Source organism: Stenotrophomonas sp. GD03958 (assembly GCF_029839005.1).
In the GTDB taxonomy this organism is placed as follows: Bacteria; Pseudomonadota; Gammaproteobacteria; order Xanthomonadales; family Xanthomonadaceae; genus Stenotrophomonas; species Stenotrophomonas hibiscicola.
Map to the genome: position 1 here is coordinate 1 of NZ_JAOBZT010000014.1, position 22,162 is coordinate 22,162.

A 22,162-nucleotide genomic window follows, 5' to 3' on the forward strand; every position below is an offset into this window, starting at 1 on the left:
GCCGCTCAGCGCCGTGAATGCAGCACGGTGCGCTGGCGCATCGCGTTGAATTCCTGCTCCACCTGCTGGATATCCTCGGCCTGGAACCCGGCCGCGTCCAACAGCTGGTCGGCGGCGGCCGCCGCCAGCGGATCGTCGTCACGCTGGCGCCAGCAGCGCGCCGGCAGGAAATAGCCCACTTCGCTGCGCCCGCGCATGATCACCACCGGGCGGCCCGCATACAACAGGAACTCGGCCAGGTGCTGGCGCAGGCCCTCGACGGAAACATAGGCCGGTCCAACGCCCAGCACGTGGCTGGACGGTTCGGGACTCTCGAACAGTTTGCGACGGCTCATCCACTCCTCCTTCTGAACAACGCGTGGTCTCCTTTCCCTAGACGGGCGCATCGCTGCGCCCCCGCCACGCACTCCGTGAACCGCATCACGCCGCCACTCAGAAGCCGGTATTGAACTCCAGCTGGAACACGTCGATCGACAGTGGAGCACCGGACACTTCCTTGGCCGCCATCCACTTGCCGCTGATCCAGCTGCGCGCGTCCAGCGCGTAGGCGCCGCCCACGTAGTAGCCGCGGGCGTTGGTACCGCCCAGGTGGAAGTTCGGATCGTTGTAGGCATCGGGCAGCGCATCGGCCTCGATGTGCTTGTAGCCCAGCAGCGCCTGCCACTGCCCCTTCTCCTTCAGGTCGGTAGCACCGAACGTGGCCTGCACCATCCACGCCGTGTCGCCGCTGCGGAAGGTCTCGATGCTGGCGGTACCACCAGCGCCGTAGTTGTTGACGATGCCGTTGTTGGCGCGGCTGAACATCGCCTGCTTGTCGTAGGCCAGGTTGCGGATGTAGTCGCCATCCAGGCGCAGGCCCATGCCCTGTGCCAGCTGCGTGTCCCAGCGCAGGTTCAAGGTAGCCAGCCGGAAGGCCGATGCCAGGCCGACATACTGTGGGGTCGGCGTGTTGGCCGGGTCCAGCGGATTGCGCGCGATGTCGCGGATCAGCATCAGGGTGTTGCCCTTCTGCATGAACGCCGGGCGCGACCAGTCGGTGTCGCAGCCGTCCGCGCCGGCGTACAGCAGGCAGGGCGAGGACAGGCGGCCGCTGATGTTCTTGAAATCGTAGTAGCCCAGCGCGGCGCGCAGTGCATTGTCATCGTTGAAACGCCAGTTCACGCCCACCTGTGCGCCGGACAGCCACTTGTTCTCGTTCGGCGTCTTCACCTGGTTGCGGTTCGGCGAATTGTCGGATGTGTACTCCAGCGGTACCACCGCAAGGTTGCCGAACACATCGAGATCACCGCCGTCGAAGTCGTACTTCAGGTTGGCGGCCAGACCGTCGAAGTTCAGGTCATTGGAGAACAGCGTGTCGCTGGTCCAGAACGGATTGCCGAAGCGGCCACCGCGCACCGTCAACCAGTCGGCCGGACTGTAGGCCAGCCACGCCTGGTCCAGCCACACGTCCTTCTTGCTCAGGCCACCACCCAGCTGCTCGGTGGTCGACACCGGGCCATTGCTGCTGCCGCTGGCCAGGCGCACGCCGGCCGTGGTGTGCTGGCCGATGGTGGCCTCGATGCCCAGGCGCGCGCGGATGCGCCACAGGTTGCGGCGGTCCTGGCGGGTGTTCAGCAGAGGCGGCAGCTGCAGGTTGGTGTTGGTGTTGGTGTCGAAGCCGTTGCCGGAATTGATCGACGACCAGTTGCTCACGATGTCGCTGTTGCGTTCGGAGAAGAAGCGCGACTCGCTGCGCACGCGCATGTCACCGGTGACCTTGATGCGCTTGGTCCACTCAGCCACTTCGTTCGGTGCCGCCCAGCCCTCGGACCTGGCCTGCGCCATCACGTCCTGGCGCACTTCGTCACGGATGCCGTCGCGCACGCTCTGCGGCACGTAGGGCACGCGCACGTCGCCGGCCTCCAGGGCCACGCCACCGCTGGCGGCCGAAGGTACGGTGGTCGCGGTGCGCGACGCGGCCGCTGCTTCAGCCTCGGCCTGCACCAGCAATGCCTGGCCGTCTTCGGGCTTCAGCGCGCCACTGGCGATCAGGCCCTTGATCAGCTTGACCATGGTGGTTTCGGCGGCCTTCGCACCGGCCGGGGCGGCCAGGCTGAGCAGCACGGCGCAGCACAGCAGCGCCCGTCGGGCCGGGCGCGAGCAGCGGGAGTCGGTTCGTGCGCGGACGTGGTCGTTCATCACGGTTCTCATCGAAAGAAGGGAAATCACGGAGGTCGGGAATCAGGCCCCGGGCCGGCGGCCCTGGATCAGCACGCGGGCGGGGAAATCGAGCGACGGAGGCGGTGCCTGGTCGACCTTGCCGATGCGTCGCAGCGCATCGAGCACGGCCGCGTCGGCCTCCTCGTTGCCACTGCCGCGCACCAGCTCGACCTTTTCCAGGCGGCCATCGTTGGACAGCCACACATTCACCTGCAGCTGGAACGCCAGGCGCTTGACCTTGTCGTCGCGCGAGATCGCCTGCTGCATCAGGTAGCCGAGGTAGCGCCCGTAGGTGGCATTGCCGGCACCACCGCGGCCGACGCCGGACGAGCCGCCGCCACTGCCGGACTGGATACCGAAGTTGTCACCGCCGGCCTGCGCATCAGCATTCATCGTCACCGGGTCGGCGTTGTCCGGCGTTGGCGTTGGCTCTTCAGCCGGCGTCGGCGGATCCAGAGGTTCCGGCTCTGGCATCGCTTCTTCCGGCGGCGTCTCCGGCTCCGGTGGCTTTTCCGGCGGCGGTGGCGGCGGCGGCGGGGGTGGTGGCAGCGCCAGCATCGGCGGCTGCACCACCGGCCGGCGGGTGCTGGCGGTGTCCTTGAACAGCATCCACCACACGGCGATGCCGAGCACCAGCAAAGCGGCCAGCACCAACGCGACGGTCACCAGCAACTGGCGACCGCGCATGCCGGGCTCCGGCCGAGGGGGTTGATGGGCCGTCATGCCTCAGCCCTGCGCTTTGCCGGTGACCAGGCCAACCTGGGCCAGCTCCAGCCGCCGCAGCAGGTCCAGCACCTCGACCACGCGGGCGTACTGCACCTGCGCGTCACCGCGCACGATCACCGGGAAATCCGGCGTGGTCGCGCGCTCGGTGCGCAGGCGGTCTTCCAGCTCGGCCATCGTCACCGGATAGGCATCCAGGAACACCTGACCACTGGGGTCGATGGTGATCGCCTTGGTCTTCGGCTTCTCCAGCGCGACGCTGTTGCTGGCCTTCGGCAGGTTGACCTCGATGCCGGGAATGGAGGCGTTGCTGGTCAGGATGAAGATCACCAGCACCACCAGCAGCACGTCGACGAAGGGCGTCACGTTGATGCCCTTCTCGCGCTTCTTGATGCCGAACTTCGCCTTCTGGCCCATGGCGCGCCCCTCAGCCCTGGACCGCGGCCGGGCCGCGCCCGTCCTGCTCTTCGGCCAGGCGCGCGGCGAACTCGTCGATGAACACCGCCATGTCGGCGCCGATCGCCTCGGCACGTGCTCCCAGGTAGTTGTAGCCGAACAGCGCCGGAATCGCGACGCCGAGGCCGGCTGCGGTACACAGAAGCGCCGCGGCCATGCCCGGTGCCACCGAATTGATGTCCACCGCGCCGGCCATCGCTGCCACCACGAACACCAGCATGATGCCGATCACGGTACCGAACAGGCCCACGTACGGCGCGCCTTCGATGGTGGTCGACAGCCAGTTCATGCGCCGTGCCATCGCTTCCTGCTCGCGCACCATCACCGCATCCATCGAGGCGCGGATCGCGGCGATGGTGGCGCCACTGAGGTAACCGCTGTTGCCATCGCGCTGGTGGCGCTGCTGCATTTCATCGATGGCCACCTGGTAGATGCGCCACAGCGAACCGTCGTGCATCGCGGTGGGTGCCTTGCCCTGGCGGTCCATGTCGGACAGGGTGCGCAGCGGCACACCGGACAGCTTGCCGAAGCTCTCGGTGAACACTGCATTGGCCTTGCTGGTACGGCCGAAGTGCCGCCCCTTGGCAATCATGATCGCCCACGACAGCAGCATCATCAGGCCGAGGATAGCGACTACCACCCAGGCGTCGAACGGCATCGCCTTGAGGATGAAGGCGAAGTGGCTCTGCCCGGCGGACTGCTCGTCGGCACCGTAGCTGATCAGGCGCGAGTCGGCGCCCTGTGCGGTGGCATCGACCAGCAGCAGTGCCGCCGGTCGTGCCACGCGCGAGATACGCAGCTCATCCAGTGCGCCCTCGAAATTGGCCAGCGGCTGCACCGCGCCCGGCGCATCAGCGCCCACCACCGGCGCGGTGGTCAGCGCCGGCAGCTCGCCGCTCAGCCGGGCGACCACGCGGCCATTGAGGTACAACTGCAGTGCGCCCTTCTCCGCAGTCAGCGCCACATGCGCCCACTGCCCTTCCGGAATCGGCTGCGCCGGCGTGCTGCGCTGGCCATTGAGCTGCACGAACGGCACCCGGTTTTCGATGCCCAGCACCAGTTCGGACGCACCGTCGCGACGGGCGTAGATCGCCTGTGCGGCATTGTTGCTGCCCGGCTTGATCCAGGCCGAAACGGTGAGCGGCGCGCCCGCCTCCTGCGCAAGCGATGCGCTGGCAGGCAGCGGCAGCGGGGCTGCGCCCAACTGAACGCCGCGGCCGATCACCGAGCCTTCCGACGGCGGCGCCACGGCCCCGGCGTTGTTTCCATAGGCGGTGGTGTCGCGTGCCGGCGCATTGGCCTCGGCAAAGTGGTAGACCAGCGTGTAGTCCGGGTCGAACACCTGCTGGCCATTGCCGCTGGCGGGGGCCTTCCCATTGCCGTAGTACATCCAGATCGTCTGCGGTGCCGCAGCGCTGACCGCCGGCACGTCCACCCAGACCAGCGCCAGGCCCAGCTTGGGATCGAACTGTTCGATCTGGTGGGCCAGCACGGTGCGGCCATCACCCGAGACAAAGCGCAGGTCGTTGCCCGCATCCTGGGTGCCGTCGAAGCCGAAGTTGCCGGTATGCAGGCGCAGCAGCAGCGGTGTGCGACCCGGGTCACCGGCCAGGCCCGCGCCCTGCGGGCCGGCGTCGACAGTGATTGGCTTGCGGTACTTCCATTCGGCCTGCCACCAATTGGCATCGGCCGCAGCGGCCGGCAGCGCAACCAGCGCGGCCAGCAGCAACAACACTCGGGAAAGCAAACGGTCCATGCGAAGGGTCTCCGGAGAACGCATGTTCAAGGGAAGGGTCAGTAACTGGTGCTGATGTTGAAATGCAGGCGCGGGTCGTCCTTGCGCGTGACCGGGCCATCGGCATAAGGCCAGGCGTAGTCCAGGCGCAGTTGCAGGTGCTCACCCAGGCGCAGCTGCGCGCCCAAGCCGACCGAGGCCAGGTTGTACTTGTCGCGCTGCTCGGGCAGCGGCTGGCGCAGGCGCAGGTAGGCCGCGTCGGCAAAGCTGTAGACACGCAGGTCGGTGCCGCTCCACAGCGACCACGCCGGGGTGCGCCATTCCAGGCTGGCCAGGCCGCCGTAGTCGCCGATCGCCTCGGCCGACAGGTAGCCACGCACGGTGTACATGCCGCCAGCAGCGAACTGCTCGGCCGACACCAGTGGCGCATCGGTTACCTGCAGCGAGCCACGCGCATACCACTGCCAGTCACTGCTGAAGGTGTGGGTGTTGGCCACGTCGGCCTTGAAGGCGACGAAACTCGGATCGGCCCAGTAGCGCTTCTGGCCGAAGGCGGTGGCGTCACTGCCATAGCCGAACAGGCGGCGGGTACCGGCCACCAGCTGGGTGTTGATGCTCAACTGATCCTGCTCCCCCTGGCGCACACCGACAAACCCCAGGGTGATCGGCGCGTACTTCAGCGGCGTCTTCAGGCTCTCCTTGCCCATCTGCGTGTCTTCCTCGGTATCCTTGAAATCCACGCCGAGGCTCAGCTGGCGCCACCATTGGCTGCTGCCGGCCAGTCGATAGTTGAGCTTGACACCGATCGAATGACCGTTGCCGATCACATTGGTGCCAGTGCCGGTACCGACCTGCCCGCCCGCGTTCAGCACGCGGCTGTCGGACTTGTAGCCGGAGGCTTCCAGGCTCCACGGCGTGCCTTCGAACGGCATCGTGTACGAGGCCGAGAACACCTTGGCCTGCTTTGTATCTTCCGGCGCCAGGTACACGCCGATGTTGGCGCTGTGCCCCCGCTTCCACAGGTTGTCGTAGGCCAGCGACGCACTCAGGCGCAGCTTCTCGGTGTCGGCGCTGTGGTCGTTGTTGAGTGACGCGCTGGCACGCCACGGCGACTTCTCTTCGACCTGCAGGTCCACATCCATCGTGCCCGGCACCTGGCCCTCCCGTACCAGCGGCATCACCTGGCGGCGGCCACCTTCGTTCAGCGCGGTCAGTTCCTTCTGCGCCTGGTCGAAGTCCGGCACCTTGCCTTCCGCCAGCGCCGGCACGCGCTCGCGGATGCGCGCGGGCGATTCGTGCTTCGTTCCCACGACCCGCAGCTGGCCGATCGGTGTCTGCTGTACCTTCAGCAGTACCACGCCACCGCTGACCTGCTGCTCGGGCAACTCCACGTAGACCGACTGGTAGCCCGCCTGCTGGTACAGCGCATTGACTGCATCGCGTGCCTTCTCGACATCGGCCAGAGTCTTTCCCGGGCCGAGGAACGGCTCCACCGCGCGCTCGATCTGGCGCGGATCGAGCACGGTGTTGCCGCGCACGATGTATTCATTGATGTTCACGCTGGGCGCAGGCGCCGCCTCCTGCGCGAACAATGTCAGCGGCAGCGCCGCCAGGGCCAGCACCAGCGGATGCAGGCGCAGCGGAAGGCGGACGGCTCGGCACGGAACAGGAGTCATCGAAGGCATCGCGTCGTATCGAAGGAAATGGCCATGGAGCGGCGCGTGGGTCTACCAACAGGACGTGTACGTCGCGTCAAAACCGCCAACAGTTTTGTGACAGCACTGTCATCTTTTGACAGCGCCGGAACGTCCAGCGGCGGAGACTGCCCGTGCCACACGTCTTCATTGCAGAACGTCGGTTGTCGCAGGAGATTCGAGATGAGTGAGCCGTTGAAGGCGGGCCTTCGCCCTGCCCTTGCCCTTGCCTTGTTGCTGGCGTTGCCATCGGCCTGGGCCGACGAGGCAAAGAAACAGGACGAGGCCGCGCCGTGCATCGAAGTGCAGGTCAACCGCGAGCGCATCCCCGCCTGGGAGTGCCTGCAACGCAAACTGGCGGCGGCGCCGAAATCGGCGAAGTCACCGGCGCTTCCTGAAGCCGAGCGCCTGATGCGGCAGCCCGGCAACCAGCTGATGCAGTACAACCTGGAAGGCACACGACAGCGCATGGGCGATGCGTTCGGGCGCGCGGTGGTGCCGCAGCGACCTGCGCGCTGAGCCAGCGCCTTTGTAGAGCCGAGCCCATGCTCGGCTGTCTTTGCATTCATCGGCGATGCCGCGCAGGCGCAGCCGAGCGTAGGCTCGGCTCTACGGTACCGCGGGCACGATGCCATCGCTCGGCACCGGCGGCAGCTCGGGCACCGGGAGGCTACGCGATTGCCCGGCCTGGTTCAGTTCCACCGCGCTGGCACTGATGCTGGCCAGCACCGTGCAGGGTCCGAGCCGTTGGCCGGGCGCATACGCTTCCGCCGGGCGTCCATCCACCGAGAGCAGGGCCAATGGCGCATGGTCACCGGCCATCACGCCCAGCACCACCACCTCGGTCTGCACTGCACCGGGGGACAGCAGCCGTACCAGCGGCAGGCTCGCCACTGCATCGAACATCGGCCGTACCGGCGCCACGGCCTTCGCCTCGCTGGCCGCGGCCGCTGGCGCCACGGCAGACAGGGTGACACTCCAATAGGCCACCACGGCCAGCAGCAGCGTCGCCGCCAGCAGGGTCAACATGCGACTGCGATCCCAGCGCCTGCCATCCATGTTCCGCACCACCGCCACGTTCGTCTCCGCCTACGCTAGCAGCTGTGGCTGACGCTTTTGTTTCATCATGCAGGCCTACGCTGGCAGGTGTCGACACGGACAGGAGGCAACGTCGATGCAGCGCGTGCAGCGTGGTTTCACCCTGCTGGAACTGATGGTGGTGCTGGTGATCATCGGCATCTGCACGGCCGGAATCGGGCTGGGCCTGGGCAGCCTGCTCGACCCGGGCCGGCAGCTGCGACAGGAAGCCGAGCGGTTGGCGCAGCGCCTGCAGGTGGCGCGCGATGAGGCACGCATCGATGGCCGCCCCCTGCGTTGGCAGGCCGACGCCAACGGCTATCGTTTCAGCCGCCGCGAAGGCAGCGGTTGGGTGATCATTGAACGCGATGATCTGCTGCGACCGCAGAAGTGGCAGGCAACGGGTATCGCGGTGCAGCCCGCCAGCCCCATTGAGCTGAGCCCGGAGTGGATCGGTATCGCCTGGGAGCTTGGGTTGTCGCTGGATGGCCGCAAACTGCGTCTTCGTGATGATGGCAGCGGACAGTTGCAGGTCGTGCAGTGAAGCGGAACATGCGCGGGTTCACCCTGATCGAGGTACTGATTGCACTGGCGATCGTTTCGATTGCGTTGGCGGCGGTGATGCGTTCAGTGGCGGTGGCGACCGATGATCAGTCGCGCCTGCGCGACCGCCGGCTGGCACTAATGTGTGCGCAGGACCGCTGGCAGGAGCTGCGCCTGGCCGGGCAGCCTCCGCAGGATGCACGGCAGCGCTGCGTGCAGGGGCGCAGCAGTTTCCTGGTGCTGCAGCATGTCGGCACCGGGAGTGACGGACAGCCACAGCTGGAGCTCAGCGTGGTTGCCGAAGATGCACCCCGGCAGTCGCTGGCGCGAATGCAGTTGCCATGGACGGCGGCGCAATGACGCGCGCCGTGCGCGGTTTCACCCTGATCGAGGTGATGATTGCGATCACCATCATGGGCGTACTGGCGCTGATCTGCTGGCGGGCGCTCGACAGCGTGGCCAACAGCAATCAGCGCCTGCGCCAGGCCGATGCCGAGACCACGACGGCGCTGCGCGTGCTGCAGCAGTTCCAGCGTGATATCGAAATGCGCGCAGACGATGCGTTGATGAATGGCGCAGTGCGGCCGGCCGATCAACCGCAGCGGTTGCTACCGCCGTCGCTGGTGAGCGAGCGGCACCCGGATGGGAGCTTCGCGCTGGAGATCACCCGCAGTGTCGGCAGCGATGGGCTGCACTGGCAACGGGTACGCTGGTGGCGGCAGGGCAATACGCTGTGGCGGGCCAGTGGTACGGCTACGGACCAGTATCCGTTGCCGGCGCCGGAACTGTCGAAGGGCATTGCCGTGGCGCACGGCGTGCAGCGGTTCGAGGTGCGGGCCTGGCAGCCAGGAACGGGATGGGCCGTGTTGCCGAGCGAAGGCGAGGTAATGCCGGCCACGGGACTTGAACTGCGGTTGGGCCTGCGCGATGGGCGTGAGCCGTTGAGTTACCGGCGGGTGCTGGAGCTTTAGGCTTTTGCCCAGGCAAAGCATCCAGGCATGGCGTGGATCTACTGCCGAGCTGCTTCTACTGCCGGGCCTGCCCTGGTGGGTGCCGACCTTGGTCGGCACTGAAGCTGGCCAAGCCATCGACGCATTGCGTGGATCTACCGCCGAGCGGCTTCTACTGCCCGGCCTGCCCTGGTGGGTGCCGACCGTTGGTCGGCACCGTTGCAAGAGGCCTAACGGCGCTGCGTGCCCTCGTCGCGACTTGCCTGCGGGAACTGGAAGGCACTGTTGGCGTCATAGCCAGCGTTGGCAGTATTGCCACGCGCCGGCGGGTTGATGCTGCTGGTGCCGCTGCCGAAACCGAGGATCTGCACGCTGATCACCGATGGCTGGTTGCGCCGCGCATCATCCTGGCTCTTGCGCATCACATCCTGTGCCGCCTGGCTGGCGCTGTTGGCTGCTGCACTGGCCGAGGCCAGCGCGTTGACGTTCACCGTGGCCAGCACGGGCAGGCCCTTGCTTTCACCCTGTACCTGGATGTTGGCGGCGTTGAGCACCTGCAGCGCGGCCAGGTTGATGTTGCCCGACACGCGGATGCCAGCTTCGCCCGCATCGATGGTGCCCAGCGGCGCGATCAGGTCGACATCGCCCGGCCGCACTTCGGCAATGGGGTTCAACGTTGCGATGCCTGCACCACTGGCCGGGGCCTGCGGCGACAGGAGCACATTGCCCCAGCCGTCATAGACGCGGCGCGGTGGCGTGTACAACAAGGTGGTCTGCGAACCACGGCCGGCATTGATGTCACCCTGCTCCGACCAGGCCAGGATGTCACCGCCGAACGTTGTCATCACCCGCGACAGGCCCAGCAGCACGCTGTCCTGGCTGAACAGCCGGATATCACCCTGCCCCTGGGTCACCAGCCCGGCACTGGCCGGCGGCACCACGCCCTGCACACCCACCACGATCTGTCCGCCCGGCGCCATCAGCTCGATGTTGCCGCCGGCTTCGGTACGCACGCCAGAGCCTCCGTACATCAGGATATCGCCCGTGCGCTGGATCGTTGCACCTGTCGCATCCTTGTCCGGCATCAGCGTGGCGATGGCCTCGCGGCCGCGCAGGTAAGAACCAACGCGTGGCCCATTCCGATCGTTGTACTCGCGTCCACCTTCGCGCAGTTCGGCGTAGTAGACCTGGCGCAGGAAGATCCGCTGCTGCTCCTTCGGCAACCGGTCGAACGCAGCCAGTGCCTCGGCGCCGTCGGCGGCCAGGCCGAAGCGCTGCTGCAGCCACTGCTTCAACTCCTTGTCGTAGGTCTTCACCGCCTTGCCCGGCTGCGCAGCCAACGACTGCGAGGGATCGGCGAGGTTGGCCGGATCCAAGTAGCGCGTGCGCAGTGCATCGAAATCAATGGCCTGATTGCCCGCCGTCAAGGCAATGCTTGCGCCCGGGCGCGTATCGCCCTGCACGATGCCGCCCCGGCTGACGATGCTTCCTGCCTCTTCCTGGCGCAGCTGGCGACCGGCGCTGACCTCGACATTGCCCGGGCCGGCCACCGTCAGATTGCTGCGGATGATGTCCCGGCCCGCCTCGATCCCGCTGATATCGGTTCCGCGGGTGTTGAGCGCGGTGACATCGGCGCTGATGACATCGCGGCCGGCGCGCAGCCGTACCGCCGAACCCGCCTCAAACCAGTCAAATACGGTACGTCCGCCATTCTGGCCATTGCGCGAGAGCTGCCGCCTGCTGCCGCTGCCCAGCCCGATGATATCGCCGGCCACGGCATAGAACCGGCTGACCGCCGTCGGCGTAGCCGGCAACGACACACCAAGCGCGGTATTGGGACCGAACGCGAAATACGGCAGCACGGTGTCAGGGCTGGCGGCGTTCCCATCGACGGATACATTGCTGCGCACCGTTCCCGCGTCTCCGGGCCCCTGCGCGATGAAGCCGGGATCGAACGGACCAGGGATGCGGGCATCACTGCTGGAGCGCGCGATCTGTGTCGCTCGGTTGGCGGCCAGGATCGATCCTCCCGCCAGCACCTCCAGCCGTCCCGACGCCGAGGGCGCCAGCAGGATGACGTCCTGGGCATCAGGCACACTGCCGCTGCGCAGATTGGCGAGATTGATGTTGCCGGAGGCTGCAATGGCGGTGAACCGGGAGGGATACAACCAGTAGTTGAGATAGATGTCGCCATTGCTGGCGTTGATTTCGACCACCTCCCTGGCCTGATTGCTGCCGCTCGCATGCTGCGTGCCCACCAGGCCCGGCGACAGATTCCCGCCGGCGGAGAACAGGTCCAGCGCGGTGCGCGGCGTCCATAGCGAGAACCAGCTCGTGCCAGACGCGCGGCTGCCATCATCCAGCCCGATCGTGTTGAAATTGGCCACGGGAACCCGGCCTGGATCGGCGGCACTACCCAGCACCACGTCGCCGCGCGCCTGCAACTGCGCGGTTGAGTCGCCCAGCACCAGCACCGGTCCGGCCATCGCAACCGGGCTGTCGGCCACCAGCGGATCCTTCAGGCCCAGTTGCCCATAGCTGGCCTGGACTGCACTGAGGCCACCAATGCGCGCAGCGTCGATGCGGGTGTTGCCACGAACATTGGTCACCACGCCATTGACGTCCAGGTCCTGCTGATCCGATGTGCTGCCACGACTGCTGGCACGCAGGCCCGGATTCAGTGCACCTCCGCTGCGCAGGGCCATGTCACCACCGCCGGTGACATGCAACTGGCCATCGACCACGCGCCCGGTTGATCCGACCGCGACCGAAAGCGCACTCGAATGCGGCGAGATCTCGTATCCCAGCGCGTTGCCCATGCTGTCCAGCATGCCCATATGGCGGCCTGCGTCCAGGCTCAGATTGCCGCCCCCCAACGTCCCGAACCCGGTAAAGCCCACCAGGCGGGGGGTTGCATCCAGTTCGGGCCTCACCGTGCTGTAGGTTCCGAAATTGATCCACCAACTGGTCGGCGTCTGCACGACACCGCCGGTGGTGCCCGTTCCCTGCCGCCACAACCAGTTGCCCACCGCTGCGCTTGAGTGGCCAGCCTGGTCGCGCTGGACCGTGCCCGATTCCGCGCGGAAGCTCCATGTATCGCCGATGATGTCGCGCCCCGCCTCGATGCGCAGATTGCCGCCCTGGTCCGGATACCACGCCTGATAGCTGGCGAGGGCCGCGTCGTAGGCCCCGGAGGCCTGGGTCGAACCAAGCAGCAAGGTGTTCTCCGGCTTCGGCGCACGCGCCGCGTTGAAGCGCGGATCGCTGCCATCACCCAGATGGGTGGGCGTACCTGCGGTGTAGACACCGAAGCCGGATTTCATGCGCACGTCCTGCGCCGCCAGCAGCGCCAGGTCTCCCTTGCCGGTACGCAACACGCTCCAGGCCGGCGAGCCCAGGCGCTTGCCGTAGGTGGTGACTTCGGTAAGCGTGCCGCCGCCGTAGCAGTAACCGGTGACTGCACAGATATCTTCCTCGGACATGCCCATCTCGGCGCCAAGTTCCGACGCAGGCCTGCCGACCCAGGACTCGTCCCCCCACCACATCAGCGAACCCTCCTTGTCCACCAGGCGCGGCGCCGCGCCGCAGAACGGTCCCAGTTCACAGATGTCACCTTCGGCGACACCCAGCATTTCAGCCGCCTCCCGGGGCGACTTGCCGACCAGACTGTCGTCCCCCCACCAGAACAGCGAACCTTCCAGGTTGACGACACGATCGCCTTTCCATTCCGTCGTGGTGGTCACTGTACCGATGGTGCTGTAGTGGCTGTCGGCGAGCACGATGCTGCCGTCACTGCCCCAGCGACGCGTGCGCGGATCGGCAGACGCTGTATCTGCACCAGCCACCGCAGTCAGGTCCCATGACGTGGTCCCTTCGGGCAACATCGAGGCCAACGCCCAATTGCGCCCCTGTCGGCCGCTGGCGTCGGCCACCCGCAGCTTCACCGGAGCGTCGCCGGCCAGTTCCACCTTGGTCATCGAGGGGATGATGGCACCGGCGTGCAGATCCAGCGCGCCGGAGAGCCGCATCACCATCGGCAACGCCACTCCGGCAGGCCAGACCTGGGCCGCCACCGGTGCCGGATTGCGCAGGCGGAAGCCGGCGCCCAGCCGTGCGCCTGCCTGAAGGGTGAGCGCTTGGGCCAGCACGGTGCCTGCTGCCAGCACCTGGCCGCCATCGGTGGTCACCGCCGCCCCCAGCACACTGCCGGCGGGCAGCGTGAGCTCTGCGGAAAGTGTCATGGCCACCGGCAGCACCGTACCCGACGGCAATGTCAGCGCCTGGAACGGCAGGTCGTAATTCAGTGTCGCACCGGCGCGGAACTCAGTACCGATCTGGAGCTTGACGCCCTCGCCGGGCACGATCAGATCGCCACCAAATGCGGTGTTCGGCGAGCCCGCGCTCCGCCCTTCCAGCAGCACCCAGCCGTCTTCATCCGGGTTGGCAGGCGGCGGTGCGAAACCGTCGTTGATGCTGCCGTAGACGTTGATATCGCCCTCGGCGCGCAGCACCAGCGCGGCCGATTCACCGAAGCCACGGCGCGCTGGATCAGTCCGGTTCGACTGCGGTCCATAGCGGTAGCCGGACAGATCGATATCACCGGCCACCACCAGGTCGCCACGCGGATTGTCACCGCTGCTCCGCGCCACCAGCTGCACGCCGGGGCGCAGGCGGTAGCTGCCCAGGGCGCCGGTGCGCTGCTGCAATCCCGTATTGGCCAGCGCGGCATTCATCCACAGGCTGTTGTCCGGGTCCACCACCGTATCCAGCCATTGCTGGTTGATCACCTGCGGACGATGGCCGTGCACGTCTGGAGCGCTGGCCAGCGGCGCCGAATCGTAGCTGCGGAAGGCGTTGACCTGGAGGTCGCCGGCGCCGGCAATGCGGATGCCGCTGGCTACTTCGATTGCTGCATCGTTGCTTCCCACACGGGGCACGTTGAGCTTGACGCTGCCGCGTGCGCGGCCGTCGTTCTGGCCCGGGCCGCTACCGGTCGCCACCGACGTACCGGCGCGCAGGTCCATCGAGGAAGCCGCACCCAGCTGCAGGCTGCCGTTGGCCGAGGTCAGTTCAATCATGGCCCGGTTCGGGCTGTCGATGATCTTGCCGTAGCTGTCCACGCGCAGGCCGCTGCCATGCGCGTCCAATGTGCCATCGATACGCAGCACGTCGCGGGCGGACAGGCGGATGCTGCCGACCTGTTCGCCACTGGCATCAACGCGGCCATTGACCTGCAGGCTGCCGCCATCGACGCTGATATCAACGTTTCGGGCCCTCACCTCATCGCCGATCACCAGGTCGCCTTCACTCAACTGGAAGGTCCGGCCACCGGTGATGCCACCGGCGGTAAGCCGAGCGTTCAGGCCGGAGAAGTCCTGCAACTGGCGTGCACGCACCACCAGCTCGCCACCGTCATAGGGCACTTCGGTTCCACCGGCATCGTAGCGACCGCTGGCGCCGCCCAGCAGGGTCCCGGCCAGATCGATACGGCCGCCCTGCGAGCCCAGTGCAGCAACGGTCAGGCGGCCGCCGCGGTTGTTGCGGGCGGAAAGATCGATACGCGACCCGGCGTCGGCAACGATGTCACCTTCGCGGCTCGTCAGCGCCACGTCGCCGCCCCAGCTGTACTTGTCCACGTCGAACAGGCTGACCTTGCGGCCGGCCATGTCAAGCACCGCGTTGCTGCCAAGCGTCATGCCCTGGCGGGCATTGGCTTCGAACCGGCCGGACGCCAGCGCCACGCGGCTGTCGATACCGATCCGTTCGGCCGTGATCGACAACTCTGCACCCAACGCATCGCTGCCCGTGGTCGCCGCAGCACCGCGCAGCTGCACCGTTCCTCCATTGCGGATGGCCAGCTGCGCACCCGCGTTGCCGGTCAGCAGCGGGGTGACGATATCCAGCGCGCCGCCATTCAACTGCCAGCCGCTGCCTGCCACGTAGTCGCCCTGGCGCTGGAAGACGTCCAGGCTGCCCTTGCCGGAGAACAGCATGCGATCCGACGCCGCCAGCGTTACGCCGGCGAAGCCGAGCACCTGGCGATCTGCGGCCACCGTCGAGCTGGACCGGGTGAAGGGCGCACGCCCCAGCTCCAGCACCCGCGTATTGATCTCCAGCTGCCCTTGGCCAAGCCGGCCCACCATCGCCTCGCCGGCTGGTTGGGTCTGCTCACCGCCGGCCAATGCGGTGCCGGCCAGCGTACCGTCCCAGACCAGCGTATCGGCGAAGATGCGCGCGCGGTCGGTAGCGCTGCCGTAGCCGTGAATGGCAGGGGCACCCAGCACCAGACTGCGCAGACTGCTGCGGCCGGTCGCACTGTCACGCGTATCCAGGTCCACGCTGCCGAACACATTGATGGCATCGCGCGCGGTCAGGCTGAGCGCCTCCAGCGCCGGCGCGCCGGTGGCGGTGTTTCCGCGCAGTAATCGCTGCAGTACCTCTTGGTTCATGGTCATGCCGGCCGGCAGGCCACCAGCTGCCGCTGCCGTCGCAATGGCTTCGGCACTACCGAGGTTGAGGGCCGACATGCCCAGGCCGAGCTGGCGCGTTCCATAGCTCACTGCGTCGCCAATGTTCAAGGCGCCGTCGGTGACCACATTGATGCTGCCTGCCGACAGCAACCGGGTCTGGCCACTGCAGTCCAACTCGCATCCGCCGATGTCGATCGCCACCGGACCGGCGGCACTGCCGCCCTGCGCACTAAGCGCCGTCAAGCGCTGGTTGGACACGGCAAGCAGGCCGCCCGACACCAGATAGGGCGCCGTGGGCTGCGCCGCGCGCGAGGGATCGGCTCCGGCCAAGGTATCGATCGAAGCGCCCTGCTCGACCAGGATCCCCTTGCCCCCGAACGCAGCCGACAGCAGCACTTCCTGCGCCGTCAGGGTGACGCCGTTGCGCACCACGATGTGCTGCGCACTGCCCTCCAGCGAATAAGTCGTCGCGTCACGTCGCAGCACGCCGCCGATCAGCATCGTTTCCGGGCGGAACGCATTGAGCGCCGAATCGAAGAGGGTGGCACCGCTTCCACTGCCGGCACTAACGCCCTGGGTGGCGATCTCCAGCATCGCCTCATTGGAAGCGAGCAGATTGACCGAAAGCGTGCCGCCCCGTCCGTCATTGCTGCCGGCGTTGAAGCGTGACACGCCCTGGAAGATCGCGGCTGGCACGCTCGAACGTCCGGCGCCATCACCCAGCACCAGGTTGAGGTTGCCGGCATCCGTTGGCCGCCAGCGCAGTGCTTCACCACGCCGCTCGGCCACGCCCTGTACGAACGCGCTGTAGGAGGTCTCGTTGTAGCTGGCATGGCGGCGCACCACATCCGCCGGCGTCAGCACCAGATCAGTGAGCAGCGATGAGACTCCACCCCCCAGGCTCTGCGCCTGGTGTCCACTGACGCGCCAGGAACCGGTGCCGGTCGCCACTGGCTGTCGGCTGCCGACGGCGCTTTCAGCCCCGACTTCGACGCGGAATGCGCCCTTCTGCAGTGCGTAGCTGGCCGGCAGCAGCGTGTAGGTTCCCGCCGGTAGGCCTGGAACCCCGGCAGGGATGACAATCTGCTGGCCAACGCGCGGATCGGCGCTGCCGTCAGCGAGCGCCTGCGGCGCCTGCGTGCCCGAGCGTCCCGGCATGATCGCGTAGACCGCATTGTCACTGCCGCTGAAGCGGTAGCGCGGGTTCGCATCCGCCAGCGCATGCCGCAGGACGTCCACCGAGCCACCCCGTCCGGCCACGAATGCAGCGCCGGACAGCTCGCCGCCGCCGGACATGTCCAGCACGCTGCCCGCCACGCCATTGAAGGCGTTGGCCACGATGTCGATACCGATCGGGATGTTGTTCGAGCCGGGGCCCAGCACATCGAAGTCGGCACCGTTGCGGCGCCAGCCAACACCATCCACGGTGCCGCCAAACGGCAGCTGCAGGCCCGCTCCGCTCACCGACGTCACACTGCCTGCAAGCAGGTCGACGCGGCCGGCCACATCGGCGTTGAACTTCCGGCCGCCGAGCTGCACATGGCCCCACGGCACCTGCACATTGCCGCCCTGCACCACCGTCGCCGCCACCAGCGCCAGGCTTCCGAACGCAGAATCCGGTGCCGGTTGCGCGCCGCCTGCAATGCCATGAATGCGCAGCACGGCGTCGGGGTTCTGCCAGAACGGCTCGCCTGAAGGTCCGATGTCGGGGACGCCGGCCACGATGCGTCCCTTGGCCCGGGCTGCCGGGTACAGGCGTGCGGCGCTGATGTCGATAGACCCCGGGCTTGCCAGCGTGGAGACCAGCGAACTGCTGGCGACCGGGGCCAGCAAGCGGATGTCACCGCGGCTGCGCAGCGCGACCTGATCAAAGCCCGCCAGCCAGGTCACATCGCGCAGGTCGATCAGATCGGCGCCCACCTCCAGGCGATGCTGCCGGCCGGCGTCGAGGGGCGCCTCCAGCGGGCGCAACGTGCCTTCGCCGGCCGGTTGCCACCAGCGGCCCTGCGCAAGGCGGACATACGGCGCGGCCAGTTGCAGGTGGCCGCCCTCGCTGCCACCCGGGACGAAGCCGAGGTAACGCTCGTTCAAGCCCTGGATGCGCAGGCTCTGGTCCATGCGCAGATTGACATCCCCCTGCGCACGGATGTCACCGAACAGGGACAGATGATCGAAACCACCGGCCTCGATCTGCTCCACCGACAGTGCCGCATGGCCGTACTCAAGGCGTGCAGGCAGGTCCGCCGTCTGCGCGGCGTGCTGGGTCAGTGAGATCATCCGCGGTGCCAGCACGTCCTTGCCGTTTGCCGTCCTGCCGTAGGTGCCACCACCGAAGGCAACCCCCAGGGTGCCGCCGCGCGCGCCGTCGCCGCCGGCCGCTGCGTCCAGTTCACCCTGCAGGTACAGGGAATTGCCGCTGCGCAGCACGATGCTGCCGCCATCGCTGTCCACGCGGGTGCGCCCGCTGCCATCGATATCGAGCAGCGCCGACGCACCGGAGGCATCCAGCCGCGCCCCACGCTCCACCACCACGAAGGTATCGGGTGGCAGGTGGCGTACGTTGTCCTGGTCTTCCCAGTCCAGCGCGCCCCCGATCTCGATCGTTCCGCCCTTGCGCACCTGCCCGCGCAACGTCCCGCGCGCGTCGCGCAGCGAAACGGTATCGCCACTCACGTCCAGCAGCGCGCCATCGGCGATCGTCCACTGGCGCTCGCGGCGTGCATCACCACGTACACCGGATGGATCGAACGCCTCATCCAGGCGGATGCGGCCGCCGGCTGCCTTCAGATGACCGGCCACGCTCAGGTTGCCGGCGCTGGACAGTTCGATCGACTGGCCCGGGTCGACCTCGATCCTGGCCCCCTTGCCAACGCGCAGGTCGGCCGTGGACAGCAGATGCCCCGCGCGCAGTGTCAGGCTCGCGCCGCCACGCTGCGACACGCGACCACTGCTCGGATCGGCCTCGTACAACGATGGCATCCAGGCCTGCACGCCCTGCTCGCGGACCAGAGCCTGTGCTGCGCCGTCGGCCAAGCGCAGCGCAGGTCGTTGCACCTGCAGCGGGGTGCCCTCTTCAACCGTCAAACCGTTGTGACCGGCGATGTCATAGCCGGCGAAGCCGCTGTTGAACAGCGCTGCCTGCAATCGCAGCGAGGCTGCCGATGCTTCCGTGCCAGGCACGCCGATAGACACCGCACCGCCGGTTGCCAATATGAAGTTGCCGCTGCCATTGCCGAGCGCGCTGAAGCGCGCGCCCTCGCCGAAGCCCAGCCGGCCGCTGCCGTCGGTGGCGACCTCGGTGCTGGCCGCGAGCAGACTGACGCTGCCGCCCTTGCCGACGCGCCCCTTGCCGTTGGCATCGATCGCACCGCCGGCATCAACCAGAATCGCTGCTCCCTGGCCCACGTCGATATCGTGGCTGCTGTTGAAGCGCACCTGCCCGCCGTCGATCCACGCCTGTGCGGGACCGCCCTCCGGCGCTGCAAGCGCGTTGCTCCAGCCACCGCCAAGATCGATCCGGGCGCCGGCCGCGACATCCACCGCACCACGTCCGGACGTCAGCAATGCCGTGGGCCCGCCAAGCGCCGCAAGCAGATTTCCGGCTTCCACCTGCCCGCCGGCAATCTGCACCGTTCCACCGAAGCTGACGCGGCTTGCGGTGAGCCCAAGCCGGCCGCCCTCCTGCAACCTGAGCGTGCCATCGAGGTCGATACGGCCGGCCGAAGCGAGGTCCACCTGCCCCCATCGCTGGGCGCTCAGCACCTCACTGTCCAACCACACGGTATTGCGCTGTGCTTCCCCGATCGGCGCCTGCAACGTCCATGACCGGGTGTCGGCCTGGAGCGCTCCGATGCGGATCCGCGAATCGAACACTGCACTTCGGCCGTTGTTGTCGAAACGCCCCAGCCAGAGCTGGGCGTTGCGGGCCGCCGCCGTCTGTGCCTGCGCGTATCCGTCCTGCCCCTGGTCGGGGCGGCGCGTCTGCTGCAGGCCCTGAAAGGCCACCGTATCCACCTGGCCCTGCAGGACAGCCGTGGGCGCCGAGATCAGCAGACGGCCAGCATCGCGTCCCACGGTATAGCCATTGTCGAAACGCTGGGTGGGCGCCACCAGCGGATTGCGGAACGATTCGGTCACTCCCCACCGTTCCTGCTTCACTTCATAACCCTGGTACAGACCGTCGTACAGCATCTCGGCCGGTGCATCGTCAAGCCGGTACAACTGGCCATCGCGGCCACGCAGCCAGCTCTGCTGCACCACGCCGGACTGCACATCCAGGCTGCCGCCGGCCAGATTGATGCGCGAACCGGCGTGGCTCACCACTTCCTTGCCTGCCAGCTGGACAGTGCCGCCCTGCGCCGCCCATTCGCTGATCGAATGCCCCTGATTGTCCAGGTAGCCACCCACTTCCAGCAGGCCGCCGCCAGCATACCAGCGCGTGCCGTCATAGCCACCGGTACCGGCGGCGACTTCGATCAACTGGCGGCGGTCGATCCACACCTCGCTGCTGATCAGCTTGCCGCTGTCACGATTGTCCGGCGAGTCGCGCAGCTCGTTGCCCTGCACCTTCACCTTGACGTTGTTGCTTTCCATCGCCACCTGCACGCCCACCGCACCGGAGACGTCCACGCGCGCGCCATCATCCAGATAGCTGCGTCGGCTGGCGTCCGCGATTACCTGGCCGCCGGTGGCTACCGCCAGCGCGCCGGCCTGGAAGTTCACATCGCCGCCGGAGACGACTTCGATGCGCGATTGCTCGCGGCGGTCCTGCAGGCGCGAGAGATTGTCGAAGGTGCCACTGTTGCTGCCACCGCGAAGCTTGTCCTGCTCGGCCGATTCCCTGATGAGGGCATCGCGCTGGCTGTCCAGCGCCGTGCTCTTGCCATCGTCTTCCAGCAGTACTGCAGTGGTCGAGCCGGAGGCCAGGGTCACACTGCCCGCCGCATCGGACGCCGAATTCAGCAGGTGTACGGTGCCGCGCTGATTCAGCGTGGTGGTCGCAACCGCAACGCCGGCCTGTTCGACCGTGCGGCCGGCCAGGGTGATGTCGCCCTCGCGTGCCTGGATCAGACCGCTGTTGCGAACGCTGCCGGCCGTGCTGTCAGCGACGAAGCGCGGTGCGATCTCGTTGCCACGGGTGGTCGATGCAGTGTTCTGCGCCGTGCCCACGCCACGACGGATCACGAAACTGTCGCCGGCGGCAAGCTGGGTCTGACCTTTGCGCGTCTCGATCTGGCCCGCGTTCTCCACGCTGTGCCCAGCCAGCAGCACATAGCCACCGCCCCGCGTTGCCGTGGTCGGTTCGTGCGTGGTGATGCGTGCACCGCGTTCGACCATGACTTTGCCTACGGCGTCGGTCAGCGCCGAGGTGTTCGCCTCGGCACTGTACAGACCCTGCTCACGGAACTGCGCGTCGCTGATGCGCGCGGCCGCCGCCACCAGGTTGCGGACATTGACCTGGCTGTTGTTGCCGAACACCACACCGTTGCGGTTGGCCACGAACACCGTGCCATTGGCCTTCAGCTGGCCAAGGATCTGGCTGGGCCTTGCGGCGGGATCATTGACCCGGTTCAACACGGCCCAGTCGGGGTTCTGCAGGAAATTCAGCGTGGTGTTGCCACCTATGTTGAAGGTTTCCCAGTTCAGAATCGCCTGGTCGGCGGTCTGCTCGATGTTGACCAGCACCCGCCCGTCGGCCGCCCGCGACTGGATCGCTTCGCGCGCATTGATCCAGCCACGCGTCAATGGATTCTCGTCAACCTTCAGGCCATCCTTGCCCAGGCCATCGGCCACTACGAAACCCGCCTCGCGGCGCGCCTGCCGTGCCTGCTCCTGCAGGCGCTGCTGCAGGGCGATGGCCTGCGCGGCTGTGCCGAGGTTGTCGATGGACTGCTGCAGTTTCTGCCGCGCTGCATCCTGCTGCTGTGCGGGCAGCTGGAACTGGATCGGCACGCCGTTGGGCATGCGCCCGCTCTGTGCCGCCGCGCCCTGCGCCGCACCGCGCTCGGCGAACCAGCCGGGGCTGAATGCCTGTTGGGCCTGAGTGGCCGGAGCCACCACGCTGCCCAGGGCCACTGCGACGGCCCAGGCCATCGGGTGGCTGCGCCACAGGGCAGCAGGGAAACGGGCGGTGGGCGAATGCGGGTGCGACATCGGGGACCTCGTCAACCTGATGGGCCGCGTCGGCGGCGGCGTGTGTACGGATGGGCCTGCGCGAGGCACGCCCTGCACCTCATAGACGGTGGCGGCGGCGTGAAGACGACAGGCGCATCACGGTCATGCAGCGGACATACGCAGAAGGCGCCGGCATTGCTG

General features: G+C 67.4%; 12 protein-coding genes. 4 read left to right on the forward strand and 8 right to left on the reverse strand.

Going from position 1 to position 22,162, the window contains the following annotated elements; genetic code table 11:
• Positions 1 to 5: 5 nt before the first annotated feature.
• The 6 genes from N5C25_RS06405 to N5C25_RS06430 all read right to left on the reverse strand — a co-directional run bounded on the left by N5C25_RS06405 (position 6) and on the right by N5C25_RS06430 (position 6,789).
• Entirely contained in the window at positions 6 to 335 is a 330-nt protein-coding gene (locus tag N5C25_RS06405) for a hypothetical protein (RefSeq protein WP_279936624.1), read from the reverse strand.
• 97 nt (positions 336 to 432) lie between these two features.
• Positions 433 to 2,178, reverse strand: a complete 1,746-nt coding sequence (locus tag N5C25_RS06410; RefSeq protein WP_279936625.1) for a putative porin — start codon at positions 2,176 to 2,178, stop codon at positions 433 to 435.
• 42 nt (positions 2,179 to 2,220) lie between these two features.
• Entirely contained in the window at positions 2,221 to 2,886 is a 666-nt protein-coding gene (locus tag N5C25_RS06415; protein ID WP_251102684.1) for a cell envelope integrity protein TolA, read from the reverse strand.
• Between the two features lie 39 nt (positions 2,887 to 2,925).
• The gene (locus N5C25_RS06420) at positions 2,926 to 3,339 is read right to left on the reverse strand and encodes a biopolymer transporter ExbD (protein WP_005409874.1); all 414 of its coding nucleotides are present in this window, start codon (positions 3,337 to 3,339) and stop codon (positions 2,926 to 2,928) included.
• Positions 3,340 to 3,349: 10 nt separating this feature from the next.
• Positions 3,350 to 5,134 (reverse strand): MotA/TolQ/ExbB proton channel family protein, encoded by a 1,785-nt coding sequence (locus tag N5C25_RS06425; RefSeq protein ID WP_279936626.1) that lies wholly within the window; start codon positions 5,132 to 5,134, stop codon positions 3,350 to 3,352.
• Between the two features lie 38 nt (positions 5,135 to 5,172).
• Positions 5,173 to 6,789, reverse strand: coding sequence for a ShlB/FhaC/HecB family hemolysin secretion/activation protein (locus N5C25_RS06430; RefSeq protein WP_279936627.1), 1,617 nt, complete (start codon positions 6,787 to 6,789; stop codon positions 5,173 to 5,175).
• A gap of 201 nt (positions 6,790 to 6,990) precedes the next feature.
• On the opposite strand from N5C25_RS06430, the gene N5C25_RS06435 reads away from it, so the two are divergent.
• The gene (locus tag N5C25_RS06435) at positions 6,991 to 7,326 is read left to right on the forward strand and encodes a hypothetical protein (protein WP_058980549.1); all 336 of its coding nucleotides are present in this window, start codon (positions 6,991 to 6,993) and stop codon (positions 7,324 to 7,326) included.
• 90 nt (positions 7,327 to 7,416) lie between these two features.
• On the opposite strand, the gene N5C25_RS06440 is transcribed toward N5C25_RS06435, so the two are convergent.
• Positions 7,417 to 7,866 (reverse strand): general secretion pathway protein, encoded by a 450-nt coding sequence (locus tag N5C25_RS06440; RefSeq protein ID WP_279936628.1) that lies wholly within the window; start codon positions 7,864 to 7,866, stop codon positions 7,417 to 7,419.
• Between the two features lie 115 nt (positions 7,867 to 7,981).
• Between N5C25_RS06440 and gspH the strand changes: the two genes are divergently transcribed.
• From gspH to N5C25_RS06455, 3 genes are read left to right on the forward strand one after another with little or no spacing between them, the layout of a single operon-like run.
• Complete coding sequence (gene gspH / locus N5C25_RS06445) at positions 7,982 to 8,428, forward strand: type II secretion system minor pseudopilin GspH (protein WP_058980548.1); 447 nt, start codon at positions 7,982 to 7,984, stop codon at positions 8,426 to 8,428.
• Between the two features lie 8 nt (positions 8,429 to 8,436).
• Entirely contained in the window at positions 8,437 to 8,787 is a 351-nt protein-coding gene (gene gspI, locus N5C25_RS06450) for a type II secretion system minor pseudopilin GspI (RefSeq protein ID WP_169448451.1), read from the forward strand.
• Positions 8,784 to 9,398: a prepilin-type N-terminal cleavage/methylation domain-containing protein gene (locus tag N5C25_RS06455; protein WP_279936629.1), complete on the forward strand. Its 615-nt coding sequence runs from the start codon at positions 8,784 to 8,786 to the stop codon at positions 9,396 to 9,398. The genes gspI and N5C25_RS06455 overlap by 4 nt, the downstream gene beginning before the upstream one ends.
• A 209-nt stretch (positions 9,399 to 9,607) precedes the next feature.
• Here N5C25_RS06455 and N5C25_RS06460 read toward each other — a convergent pair whose 3' ends face one another.
• Positions 9,608 to 22,000 carry a filamentous haemagglutinin family protein gene (locus tag N5C25_RS06460; protein WP_279936630.1) on the reverse strand — a complete coding sequence of 4,131 codons (12,393 nt, stop codon included), beginning with the start codon at positions 21,998 to 22,000 and terminating at the stop codon, positions 9,608 to 9,610.
• Positions 22,001 to 22,162: the final 162 nt, after the last annotated feature.

What these genes read in the sequence shown, in the direction of transcription:
- N5C25_RS06435 (WP_058980549.1), top strand. Translation starts at nt 6,991, where the DNA reads ATGAGTGAGCCGTTGAAGGCGGGCCTTCGCCCTGCCCTTGCCCTTGCC.
- N5C25_RS06420 (WP_005409874.1), bottom strand. Translation starts at nt 3,339, where the DNA reads ATGGGCCAGAAGGCGAAGTTCGGCATCAAGAAGCGCGAGAAGGGCATC.
- N5C25_RS06430 (WP_279936627.1), bottom strand. Translation starts at nt 6,789, where the DNA reads ATGACTCCTGTTCCGTGCCGAGCCGTCCGCCTTCCGCTGCGCCTGCAT.
- N5C25_RS06460 (WP_279936630.1), bottom strand. Translation starts at nt 22,000, where the DNA reads ATGTCGCACCCGCATTCGCCCACCGCCCGTTTCCCTGCTGCCCTGTGG.
- N5C25_RS06440 (WP_279936628.1), bottom strand. Translation starts at nt 7,866, where the DNA reads ATGGATGGCAGGCGCTGGGATCGCAGTCGCATGTTGACCCTGCTGGCG.
- N5C25_RS06415 (WP_251102684.1), bottom strand. Translation starts at nt 2,886, where the DNA reads ATGCGCGGTCGCCAGTTGCTGGTGACCGTCGCGTTGGTGCTGGCCGCT.
- gspI (WP_169448451.1), top strand. Translation starts at nt 8,437, where the DNA reads ATGCGCGGGTTCACCCTGATCGAGGTACTGATTGCACTGGCGATCGTT.
- N5C25_RS06425 (WP_279936626.1), bottom strand. Translation starts at nt 5,134, where the DNA reads ATGGACCGTTTGCTTTCCCGAGTGTTGTTGCTGCTGGCCGCGCTGGTT.
- N5C25_RS06410 (WP_279936625.1), bottom strand. Translation starts at nt 2,178, where the DNA reads ATGAACGACCACGTCCGCGCACGAACCGACTCCCGCTGCTCGCGCCCG.
- N5C25_RS06405 (WP_279936624.1), bottom strand. Translation starts at nt 335, where the DNA reads ATGAGCCGTCGCAAACTGTTCGAGAGTCCCGAACCGTCCAGCCACGTG.
- N5C25_RS06455 (WP_279936629.1), top strand. Translation starts at nt 8,784, where the DNA reads ATGACGCGCGCCGTGCGCGGTTTCACCCTGATCGAGGTGATGATTGCG.
- gspH (WP_058980548.1), top strand. Translation starts at nt 7,982, where the DNA reads ATGCAGCGCGTGCAGCGTGGTTTCACCCTGCTGGAACTGATGGTGGTG.